This window comes from Photobacterium sanguinicancri, from assembly GCF_002265265.1.
Taxonomy (GTDB): Bacteria; Pseudomonadota; Gammaproteobacteria; order Enterobacterales; family Vibrionaceae; genus Photobacterium; species Photobacterium sanguinicancri.
The window spans coordinates 1-10,192 of the sequence record NZ_NOIF01000184.1 but is presented as its reverse complement, the minus strand read 5'-3'; the positions used below and the strand labels follow the sequence as shown (position 1 = coordinate 10,192).

Below are 10,192 nucleotides of genomic sequence, written 5' to 3'. Positions count from 1 at the left end.
AGCTTTAATTCACGACTATATTTGGACATAAAAAAGACCCCCAATAATTGGTTGTCCAACTATTGGGGGTCATTTCAATTTGCGAGGCTTTTTTGTTTCGGGTGTTTATTGAGAAAGTTACTCTGTCGGGTCATCACCGATTAAAACATCAATAAAGACAGGTTCACCGTTACGTAACACTTTTACTTTCGCTGTGGTGCCTGGACGTAAATCCGTGACAATATCTTGAACATTGCGTTTACCGGTCACCGGTTTATCGTTGATCTCTAAGATGATGTCTTGTGCTTTAAAGCCTGCTCGCTGCGCAGGACCATTCGGATCCATCCCCATGACTATTACGCCATTGATCTGCTCTGCATCGTAAAGGCGTGCCATCACTGGGTTTATTTCACGGCCATCAATACCGATATAGCCACGAATAACGCGACCATCTGCAATGAGTTTCTCCATGATCTTATGAGTGAGCTCATAAGGGATGGCAAAGGAGATGCCATAGGTTTCAATATCGGTTGCTTGTTGAAATGAGGCGGTATTGATCCCCACTAACTCACCGCGCGTATTTACTAACGCGCCGCCGGAGTTACCGTTATTAATGGCAGCATCGGTTTGCAGGAAATCTTGGCGACCGTAGAAACTCATGCCTGAACGTCCCGTTGCCGAGATAATCCCATAAGTGGTCGTTTGGCCTAGGTTATAGGGGTTACCTATAGCCAGCACAACATCACCTACGGCAGGGTTGTATTCTGCATTGGTTGGAATAACAGGTAAGTTTTCAGCTTGGACCTTTAATACGGCTAAATCTGTACGGCGGTCTTTACCGATTAATTGGGCGGTAAATAGACGACCATCTTGAAGTGCGACAATAACCTGATCAGCTTCAGCAACCACATGGTAATTGGTAACAATATAACCTTTATCGCTCATGATAACGCCTGAGCCTAAGCCTTGGGTACTGAGCTTAAGTTGTGCTTCTGCGTTATAACGACGGTTATAAATATTGACTACAGCTGGTGAAGCCCGACGTACCGCATAGTTAAAAGAAAGCTGTGCCGCATTAACCGGTTTAGCCTCTGAAAGGCTTACAGAAGGGGTAAACATCTGCGTACGTAAGCTAGGGATGGCCACAAGCAAGGCGATGGCAGTGATAACCCCAAGGGCTATCGATCGTGTAATAAATGCCAGCATCAAGGCTCCCAGAACTTAACATATTGATAGTAATGGCAGTGAGAATAGCACTCTCAAGCCTTTACCAACAAGTATTGATGTACGTGAGCTTGAGTGCAAAACAATAAATAAAACCGCGAGTTGAAAAAAGCATAATCCCTTAAGGAATAACTTTTTAAAACACCGCGGTTTGACGATTGTTTTATTGCGTCTTTTTTTAGTTCTCGGTTAGCGGATCACAAGATAAAGCACAGCTTCATCGCGTTGGATTTCTAATGCCAGCACATTGGGTTGAGCTTCAAGTGCTTTACGCAGTTCACCGAGATTTTTTATTGGCGAGCGGTTTAGGCCAATAATGATATCGCCTTTTTCCAGTCCGTAGCGCGCAGCCATAGAGCGTTCTTCTAGGTTAGTGACTTTCACGCCCTTAACACCATCGCTGCTGGTGGTGTTAGCAAACTCAGCACCCGCTAACCCTTTGTGCAAGTTATCGGCTTTTACTTTGGTTTGCGCTGATTCGTGGAGAGTGACGTTAAACTCTTTTTTCTTGCCGTCACGCACGACGCCTAATTTCACTGTTTTACCCGCCCCTAAGGTGGCAATTTTTGCACGAAGTTCGCCAAAGGTGCGGATAGCTTTACCGTTGATCGAAGTAATAATATCGCCCGCTTTAAGCCCCGCTTCGTGTGCGGCAGAATCTGGCATGACTTGGCTAACGAAAGCACCGTGATTGGTTTCATAACCAAAGGCTTCAGCAAGCTCGTTGTTGAGTTCGCCACCTTGAACACCCAGTACGCCACGTTTCACTTCACCGAACTCTAGAATTTGCTCGCTGAGGTTTTTCACCATATTGGCAGGGATGGCAAAGCCGATACCGACGTTGCCGCCATTGGGGCCAAGAATCGCGGTGTTGATGCCAATTAACTCTCCGTTGAGATTGACCAAGGCGCCACCTGAGTTACCGCTGTTGATAGCGGCATCGGTTTGGATGAAGTTCTCAAAGTTTTCAATGTTAAGACCGCTACGACCGAGTGCTGAGATGATGCCAGAGGTCACCGTTTGGCCTAGTCCGAACGGGTTACCAATCGCGACCGCAAAATCGCCAACACGAAGGCCGTCAGAATCTGCGATTTTTATCTCTGTAAGGTTGTCTGCGGTCTCAAGTTTGAGTAGGGCAATGTCAGACATTTTATCGCTACCGATAAGTTCAGCGCTGACTTCACGACCATCAAATAACTGCACCATGATTTTATCGGCGCCATCGATAACGTGGTGATTCGTGACTATGTAGCCTTTTTGAGCATCAACGATCACACCAGAGCCTAAACCACGGAAGGGCTGCTCTTGAACTTGCTCGGCAGGAAAGTCTGGGCCAAAGAAAAAGCGGAATGATTCAGGTACACGCTGTCGCGAGACGTGCTTACCTTCGATTGCAATACTCACAACGGCAGGGGTCACTTGCTCAAGCATGGGCGCAAGGCTTGGAACCTGTTGATTATTTACAGAGAGAGGTAATGCCGCTGTTGCTGTAATAGGGGCAATAACTGAACTGATACCTAATGCTAATACACTGAAAGCAAGCAAAGGTTTTTTCATTATGAATACTCCGGTTTTACAAGTGTTTGTATGACTCACTATCCGGCGCGAAAGTTCAAAAAAATAGCACCTAAGGATAAATTACTGACGTATTTTATTACCTTGGTGCTAGTTATTTATTGTCTTTATTTTAGCTTGCTTTTGGGGCTTCGACGATTTCTTCAGGTTTGTCTTTTAGTAGCCCTGTCGCGCCATTGGCGTAGTCACGAGGTTGATCGGTGACATCATCGGTTGCATTGTTTTTCACTGATTCCAGTGTGCTAATACGATGTGCAAATGGATTATCTTGTGCGGGTAGGTTTGGCATAAGCTCAGTAGATGTCTTAGCCATATGCTCGTAAAGTTTGCTGTAGTCTTTTGCAATGTTATCAAGCAAGTCAGCACTGCGAGCAAAGTGATCAACTAGCTCTTGGCGGTACTGTTCCAATTCGTACTTTGATTTGTCGAGATCTTTTTGAAGCTCTTTTTGCTGTTTTAAGCTTTTATTGCCTAAACGGGCTGCGAATACCCCAACAATCGCACCTGCAGCAAAAATAAGCAGCGCATAAATCCAAGCCATGAAAAAACTCCTTGTGACTGAATTAAAAACTAGGTCAATGCCTGTGTATTAACTATACATGCACTCATTCGGGCATGATACTATTCGTTGTTAAAGATGGAATGCTTTTAGGTCTCAATACGGATGACACCACTCGAACAATACCAGCGTGACTTACAACGGGAAGACTTCTTTGCCGATGAGGCTCAGGCCAACGCGGTTGCCCACCTTGACGGTTTGTACCATCGCATGTTGGCCCCTAAACCCGAAGTGAAAACTTCGTTCTTCGAACGTTTATTTAAGCGTGATCACACCCCATCGTTCCAACCTGAACAAGGCCTGTATTTCTGGGGTGGTGTTGGGCGAGGGAAAACCTACCTCGTTGATACTTTCTTTGAATGTTTGCCCACGGAACGTAAAACCCGCATGCATTTCCATCGGTTTATGCATCGAGTTCATCATGAATTACAGCTGCTGGCTGGGCAGAGCGACCCCCTTGAAAAGGTAGCTGATACCTTTAAAAAAGAAACCGACATCATTTGCTTCGACGAGTTTTTTGTTTCAGATATCACCGATGCAATGTTGTTAGGTACCTTGTTTGAGGCCTTATTCGCCCGAGGAATCACGCTTGTCGCAACGTCCAATATTCCGCCGGATGACTTGTACCGAAATGGTTTACAGCGTGCGCGTTTTTTACCTGCCATCGCGTTAATTAATCAGCATTGCCAAGTGGTGAATGTAGACTCTGGAGTGGATTACCGTTTGCGGACATTAGAGCAGGCAGAAATCTATCATTATCCACTTGATGCCGTTGCTGAACGTAATCTTCGCCAATACTTTGAGCAACTATCTGTTGAACCTCGCCATCATAATAGCGCCATTAAAGTGAACAACCGTGAGGTAGTGACTGAGCAAGAGGCCGACGGTATTGTCCATTTTTCCTTTTCCACCCTATGCCAATCAGCGCGTAGCCAAAATGATTATATGGAATTGGCTCAGGTCTACCATACCGTCTTGTTGTCTAATGTATTGGTGATGAAAGAAGACGACAATGATTCAGCTCGACGCTTTATTGCGATGGTGGATGAGTTTTACGAACGTAATGTGAAATTAATCATGTCAGGCCAAGTTGAAATGGAGCGCCTGTATGTCGGGGAGCGGCTTCAATTCGAATTTAAGCGCTGTTGCTCTCGGCTGATTGAAATGCAAAGCCACGACTATTTAGCGAAACCACATCAACTGTAGTGGTATTTAATCATTAGAGAACGAATGATTGTTTGTTTAGTTACTGGGTGACGTCGTTTTAGTTGTTCTGATGACAGTGTGATTTTAAGTTTTCAGCCGAAGGGGCGAATAGGTTGGCTTTGCTAACAAGGTTTTGTTCATAAATCAGTGGGTTCATCGGGGTTTATAGAGATGAAGGTAGCCATTCCCGCTATTTGTTGAATAAAAGCCGTATGTTGCCTTGGCTGCCTATCTTCCCTCTAGTATCAGGAAAGGGGCAATACAGTTCTAAATTCCCTCAGTAAAGTCCTTAAATTCCACCTTTCCGTGAGTTTTTTTCATTAGGAACAAAAAATATCAGTTTTTTTTGAAAAAAAGGTGATTTTTTCTCCACCCTTCCCTATAATCTTGCGACCCACCGTACCTGTACGGCTTTTGCCGTGAGTGCCAACCACTCGAAGGGGTGATGACTGGGCTCTATACAGTTGGGAGCATTACTGCTCTTATAGTGAATCAATTTTAATATCGGGTAATAATTAGCATGAAAACTTTCGTTGCTAAACCAGAAACTGTAAAACGTGACTGGTATGTTGTTGACGCTGAAGGTAAAACTCTTGGCCGTCTAGCAACTGAAATCGCATCTCGTCTACGTGGTAAGCATAAGCCGGAGTACACTCCGCACGTTGACACTGGTGACTACATTGTAGTTATCAACGCTGAAAAAGTTGCTGTAACTGGCGCTAAGAAGACTGACAAAATGTACTACCGCCACACTGGCTTTATTGGTGGTCTTAAGTCAATCAGCTTTGAAAAGCTTATCGATAAAAAACCAGAAATGGTTATCGAAACTGCTGTTAAAGGCATGCTTCCTAAGGGTCCTCTAGGCCGTGCAATGTACCGTAAACTTAAAGTTTACGCGGGTACTGAGCACAACCATGCTGCACAGCAGCCTAAAGTACTAGACATCTAATTGGGGATTATGACAATGGCAGAGAATCAATACTACGGCACTGGCCGTCGCAAAAGCTCAGCTGCTCGCGTTTTTATCAAACCGGGTACTGGCAACATCGTAATCAACAAGCGTAGCATCGAAGTTTACTTCGGTCGTGAAACTGCTCGTATGGTTGTTCGTCAACCACTTGAGCTAGTTGAAATGCTAGACAAGCTTGACCTATACATCACTGTTAAAGGTGGTGGTATTACTGGTCAATCTGGTGCTATCCGTCACGGTATCACTCGCGCTCTTATGGAGTACGATGAGACTCTACGTCCAACTCTACGCGCTGCGGGTTACGTTACTCGTGATGCACGTTGTGTTGAACGTAAGAAAGTTGGTCTACGTAAAGCACGTCGTCGTCCACAGTTCTCTAAGCGTTAATATTACGCGCCAGAATTTATTTCTGGTTACTGTGTACACGAAAAAGCTCAACCTTCGGGTTGGGCTTTTTTTTATCCAAAATTTCACACTTCTTACCTATAAAATCCTCATTTAGCAGCCTGTTTCCTAGAATTTAATACAAAAAGAACATACCTCTCACATTTGTTGCAAAAAAGTAGCTTTATCTTGTCAAAAAGTAGGGTTTTCTTTATCATTTCCGCTGAATAACAACAGTAAAAATTTAATAATTTGGTTTCTCTGTTGTGTCATTTTTGTTAAAAGTTAGCCGTAAGCTCCAGGGACGCATAAGGAAATAATAATAAATCCAGAGCGGGAGTACATGGGAGAATGTTGGATGAGCAATGCGCCAGTAAGTAACGGCCGCCGCCGCTTCCTAACTGCGACGACTTCGGTTGTTGGAGGCTTGGGTGCAGTCGCTGTTGCCGTGCCTTTTATCAAATCTTGGAACCCGAGTGCGCGAGCAAAAGCCGCCGGTGCGCCAGTTGAAGTTGATATCAGTAAGTTAGAAGATGGCCAAATGGTTCGTGTCGAGTGGCGAGGCAAGCCTGTTTGGGTTGTGCGTCGTAGCGAGGCTATTTTAGAAGAATTGAGTGGTCATGATGGCCAGTTACGTGATCCTTCATCAGAGGAACCGCAACAACCAGAATACGCTCAGAATAAATATCGTTCAGTTAAGCCTGAAATCTTTTTAGCCGTAGGTATCTGTACCCACCTTGGCTGTTCCCCTACTTATCTACCCGATAGCTTTAGCGAGCAAGTGAGTGGTGTCTCGGCTGGTTTCTTCTGCCCGTGTCACGGTTCTAAGTTCGATATGGCTGGGCGTGTATTTTCAGGGGTGCCAGCACCGCTTAACCTTGTGGTACCACCGCATCAGTTCTTGGACGATCACACTATTATTGTCGGTGTCGATGGGGAGGCTGTCTAATGAGTGGTTTGCTCGACTGGGTCGAAAAACGATTACCTGTGATGGATGCTTACAAAAAGCACCTGTCTGAATACCCAATGCCAAAAAATTTCAACTTTTGGTATATCTTTGGGTCGTTAGCCATGCTGGTTTTGGTAAACCAACTTGTTACCGGTATTTGGCTGACCATGAATTACGTTCCATCGGGTGATGGGGCGTTTGCGTCTGTTGAATATATTATGCGTGACGTCGAGTACGGTTGGTTACTGCGCTATATGCATTCAACAGGGGCGTCTGCATTTTTCATTGTGATTTACCTGCATATGTTCCGCGGCTTAATTTATGGTTCTTACCAGAAGCCTCGCGAACTACTGTGGCTATTTGGTATGTTGATTTTCTTAGTGTTAATGGCTGAAGCCTTCATGGGCTACCTATTACCGTGGGGACAAATGTCATACTGGGGCGCACAGGTTATCATTTCGCTGTTTGGGGCTATCCCTGTTATTGGTGATGATTTAACACTGTGGATCCGTGGTGATTATGTTATTTCTGGAGCGACGCTCAACCGCTTCTTTGCATTGCATGTCATTGCGCTACCTATTGTGTTGTTACTGCTGATTGTCTTGCACGTATTAGCATTGCACGAAGTGGGTTCCAATAACCCAGATGGCATTGAAACTAAATTGCCAAAAGGCAGCAAAGGCGACGGGTACAAAACGCAGTTCCCATTCCACAAACAATACAGTGGTAAGTACGACGTTATTGATTCCATCCCGTTCCATCCATACGGTACGGTGAAAGATCTTGTCGGGGTTGCAGTGTTTGCATTCTTCTTTAGTTATGTGCTGTTCTTTAACCCTGAAATGGGTGGGTATTTCCTTGAGCCGCCTAACTTCGAAGCCGCTAACCCGTTGAAAACACCAGAACATATCGCGCCAGTTTGGTATTTCACACCTTTCTATGCCATTTTGCGTGCAGTACCAGATAAGTTAATGGGCGTCATTGCGATGGGGGCTTCGATTGTAATGCTGTTCCTACTGCCATGGTTTGATCGCTGTAAAGTACGTTCATACCGTTACCGTAGCAAAATTCATCTAGCGAACATTATTCAGTTTACTATCTGTTTTGTGGCATTGGGTATTCTTGGTGCATTGCCTGCAACGGCAACTTATACATTAATGGCTCAGATATTTAGTTTAGGCTACTTCATGTTCTTCATTTTGCTGTTTGTTTACAGTAAGAATGAAGCAACTAAACCGCTACCAGAGAGGGTGACATTCAAATGAAAAAATTGATTGTGATGCTGCTAACTCTGTTACCAGCCATGGCGATGGCAGCGGGTGGTAATGTCCATCTTGATGCGGCGAATAATGATTTATCTGATAATGCGTCGTTACAGCGTGGTGCTAAAACGTTCATGAACTACTGCTTTGGTTGTCATGCTACGCAGTACCAACGCTATGAGCGTGTTGCAACAGATTTAGATATTCCACTCGATATTATGCGTGAAAACATGATCTTTGATCGTGACGCTAAGATCGGTGATTTGATGGTTAATGCGATTCCGACGGAATACGCGGCCAATTCTTTCGGTGCTCCGGCACCGGATCTAACCTTGGTAGCACGTGTTCGTGGTACTGATTGGATCTACACTTACTTACGTTCATTCTATGCAGATCCTAGTCGTCCGTTTGGGGTGAATAATGTGGTTTTCCCAAGTGTGGGTATGCCCCATGTTTTGGAAGAACTACAAGGTGTACCAAGCAAGGTATATGAAACACGCCTTGTTGACGGTGAAGAAGTACAAGAATACGTAGGCATTAAGTCAGACGGTACCGGTGAATTGAACACCGAAGAATATGACGAAGTGGTACGTGATTTGGTGAACTTCTTAGAGTATGCCGGTGAGCCAATGAAGCTTGAACGCCAGAACCTTGGCCTTTGGGTGATGGGCTTTATCGTAATATTCTTTGTACTTACGCTGCTATTGAAGAAAGAGTATTGGCGTGATGTCCACTGATCAGGTAATCTAATGGGTTAAGAATCTCGCAATGGGGGCACTTCGCCTCCATTGTTTTTTGTGTCTTGATTATACTGGAGGGGTTGATGGCTGTAGCTGCCAATAAACGCTCTGTGATGACTCTGTATTCTGATGCTTCGGATATCTACAGCCATCAGGTGCGTATCGTACTAGCAGAAAAGGGTGTGAGTGTTGAGATCGAGCTGGTTGATCCAACTAACCTGCCAGAAGATTTGCTAGATTTGAACCCGTACAACTCTGTACCAACCTTGGTTGATCGTGAGTTGGCGTTGTACCAAGCGGGCATCATTATGGAGTACTTGGATGAGCGTTTCCCTCACCCACCTCTAATGCCTGTTTACCCTGTTGCTCGTGGTAATAGCCGTCTAATGATGTACCGCATTGAGCGTAACTGGTACACATTAGCGGAGAAAGTAGCAAAAGGCACAGCAGATGAAGCTGATAAAGCTCGTAAACAACTACGTGAAGAGTTACTTGCTCTTGCGCCAGTGTTTGCTGAGTTCTCATACTTCATGAGCGATGAGTTCAGCCTAGTTGATTGCTACCTAGCACCACTGCTATGGCGTTTACCTGAAATGGGTATTGAGCTAAGCGGCGCTGGTTCGAAAGAAGTAAAAGCTTACATGACTCGCGTATTTGAACGTGATTCATTCCTTGCATCACTGACTGAAGCAGAACGCGAAATGCGTTTGGCTGGTCAGTAATGGATATGGAAAACATGACGCCGCGTCGGCCTTATTTGGCGCGTGCGTTTTATGATTGGTTAGTCGATAACGATTTGACACCTCACTTGGTGGTTGATGCAACTTTGCCGGGTGTAAAGGTGCCAATGGAATTCGTGACTGACGGTCAGATTGTATTGAATATCGCTCCGCGTGCGGTAGGCAACCTAGAGTTGGGTAACGAGGCTGTTAGCTTCAATGCGCGCTTTAGTGGCCGTCCTCATACGGTGATTGTACCGTTTTACGCTGCTATTGCGATTTATGCGCGTGAGAATGGTGCTGGTACTATGTTTGAACCAGAAGCTGCTTATGAACTTGATGAGCAAGCAATGGAACAAGGCAATGATGCTGACTTTGAAGGCATTATTGAGGCACCAGAAGAGAATGTTTCACCATTGGTAACTGTGGCTGAAACGAGCGATGAAACACCTGATGATGAGCCGCCACGTCCTCGTGGTCGCCCAAGTTTGCGTGTCGTGAAATAACATATTTCACCAATGCATATTAAAAAACGCAGCCAATGGCTGTAATGCCGTTCACTTAAGGTGAGCGGCTTTCTTATTTTTGGCATATCGTTGAGGTCTTGGTTTTACCGTTCTTGGGA

Annotated in this window: 11 protein-coding genes; 8 read left to right on the top strand and 3 right to left on the bottom strand. The window is 45.0% G+C overall.

Going from position 1 to position 10,192, the window contains the following annotated elements; translation table 11 throughout:
- Nucleotides 1-117 precede the first annotated feature (117 nt).
- From degS to zapG, 3 genes are all read right to left on the bottom strand, one after another.
- The gene (gene degS, locus ASV53_RS20130) at nucleotides 118-1,185 is read right to left on the bottom strand and encodes an outer membrane-stress sensor serine endopeptidase DegS (protein WP_094958413.1); all 1,068 of its coding nucleotides are present in this window, start codon (nucleotides 1,183-1,185) and stop codon (nucleotides 118-120) included.
- Between the two features lie 207 nt (nucleotides 1,186-1,392).
- Complete coding sequence (locus ASV53_RS20125; RefSeq protein WP_094958412.1) at nucleotides 1,393-2,760, bottom strand: Do family serine endopeptidase; 1,368 nt, start codon at nucleotides 2,758-2,760, stop codon at nucleotides 1,393-1,395.
- A 130-nt stretch (nucleotides 2,761-2,890) separates the two neighbouring features.
- Nucleotides 2,891-3,319, bottom strand: a complete 429-nt coding sequence (zapG, locus tag ASV53_RS20120; protein WP_062689627.1) for a Z-ring associated protein ZapG — start codon at nucleotides 3,317-3,319, stop codon at nucleotides 2,891-2,893.
- A gap of 123 nt (nucleotides 3,320-3,442) precedes the next feature.
- Here zapG and zapE point away from each other — a divergent pair, with 123 nt between their 5' ends.
- The 8 genes from zapE (at nucleotide 3,443) to sspB (ending at nucleotide 10,073) form a co-directional block, all read left to right on the top strand.
- Nucleotides 3,443-4,543: a cell division protein ZapE gene (gene zapE, locus ASV53_RS20115; protein ID WP_094958411.1), complete on the top strand. Its 1,101-nt coding sequence runs from the start codon at nucleotides 3,443-3,445 to the stop codon at nucleotides 4,541-4,543.
- 520 nt (nucleotides 4,544-5,063) lie between these two features.
- Complete coding sequence (rplM, locus tag ASV53_RS20110; protein WP_062689631.1) at nucleotides 5,064-5,492, top strand: 50S ribosomal protein L13; 429 nt, start codon at nucleotides 5,064-5,066, stop codon at nucleotides 5,490-5,492.
- A 15-nt stretch (nucleotides 5,493-5,507) separates the two neighbouring features.
- Nucleotides 5,508-5,900 carry a 30S ribosomal protein S9 gene (gene rpsI / locus ASV53_RS20105; RefSeq protein WP_048899224.1) on the top strand — a complete coding sequence of 131 codons (393 nt, stop codon included), beginning with the start codon at nucleotides 5,508-5,510 and terminating at the stop codon, nucleotides 5,898-5,900.
- 355 nt (nucleotides 5,901-6,255) lie between these two features.
- Nucleotides 6,256-6,846 (top strand): ubiquinol-cytochrome c reductase iron-sulfur subunit, encoded by a 591-nt coding sequence (gene petA, locus ASV53_RS20100; RefSeq protein WP_094958410.1) that lies wholly within the window; start codon nucleotides 6,256-6,258, stop codon nucleotides 6,844-6,846.
- Nucleotides 6,846-8,111 carry a cytochrome b gene (locus ASV53_RS20095; RefSeq protein ID WP_094958409.1) on the top strand — a complete coding sequence of 422 codons (1,266 nt, stop codon included), beginning with the start codon at nucleotides 6,846-6,848 and terminating at the stop codon, nucleotides 8,109-8,111. The genes petA and ASV53_RS20095 overlap by 1 nt, the downstream gene beginning before the upstream one ends.
- On the top strand, nucleotides 8,108-8,845 hold the full coding sequence (locus tag ASV53_RS20090) for a cytochrome c1 (RefSeq protein WP_094958408.1): 738 nt from the start codon (nucleotides 8,108-8,110) through the stop codon (nucleotides 8,843-8,845). The genes ASV53_RS20095 and ASV53_RS20090 overlap by 4 nt, the downstream gene beginning before the upstream one ends.
- Before the next feature lie 86 nt (nucleotides 8,846-8,931).
- The gene (sspA, locus tag ASV53_RS20085) at nucleotides 8,932-9,570 is read left to right on the top strand and encodes a stringent starvation protein SspA (RefSeq protein WP_062689637.1); all 639 of its coding nucleotides are present in this window, start codon (nucleotides 8,932-8,934) and stop codon (nucleotides 9,568-9,570) included.
- On the top strand, nucleotides 9,570-10,073 hold the full coding sequence (sspB, locus tag ASV53_RS20080) for a ClpXP protease specificity-enhancing factor (protein WP_062689640.1): 504 nt from the start codon (nucleotides 9,570-9,572) through the stop codon (nucleotides 10,071-10,073). Before sspA ends, sspB begins: the two co-directional genes overlap by 1 nt.
- Nucleotides 10,074-10,192: the final 119 nt, after the last annotated feature.

What these genes read in the sequence shown, in the direction of transcription:
- degS (WP_094958413.1), bottom strand. Translation starts at nt 1,185, where the DNA reads ATGCTGGCATTTATTACACGATCGATAGCCCTTGGGGTTATCACTGCC.
- ASV53_RS20125 (WP_094958412.1), bottom strand. Translation starts at nt 2,760, where the DNA reads ATGAAAAAACCTTTGCTTGCTTTCAGTGTATTAGCATTAGGTATCAGT.
- zapG (WP_062689627.1), bottom strand. Translation starts at nt 3,319, where the DNA reads ATGGCTTGGATTTATGCGCTGCTTATTTTTGCTGCAGGTGCGATTGTT.
- zapE (WP_094958411.1), top strand. Translation starts at nt 3,443, where the DNA reads ATGACACCACTCGAACAATACCAGCGTGACTTACAACGGGAAGACTTC.
- rplM (WP_062689631.1), top strand. Translation starts at nt 5,064, where the DNA reads ATGAAAACTTTCGTTGCTAAACCAGAAACTGTAAAACGTGACTGGTAT.
- rpsI (WP_048899224.1), top strand. Translation starts at nt 5,508, where the DNA reads ATGGCAGAGAATCAATACTACGGCACTGGCCGTCGCAAAAGCTCAGCT.
- petA (WP_094958410.1), top strand. Translation starts at nt 6,256, where the DNA reads ATGAGCAATGCGCCAGTAAGTAACGGCCGCCGCCGCTTCCTAACTGCG.
- ASV53_RS20095 (WP_094958409.1), top strand. Translation starts at nt 6,846, where the DNA reads ATGAGTGGTTTGCTCGACTGGGTCGAAAAACGATTACCTGTGATGGAT.
- ASV53_RS20090 (WP_094958408.1), top strand. Translation starts at nt 8,108, where the DNA reads ATGAAAAAATTGATTGTGATGCTGCTAACTCTGTTACCAGCCATGGCG.
- sspA (WP_062689637.1), top strand. Translation starts at nt 8,932, where the DNA reads ATGGCTGTAGCTGCCAATAAACGCTCTGTGATGACTCTGTATTCTGAT.
- sspB (WP_062689640.1), top strand. Translation starts at nt 9,570, where the DNA reads ATGGATATGGAAAACATGACGCCGCGTCGGCCTTATTTGGCGCGTGCG.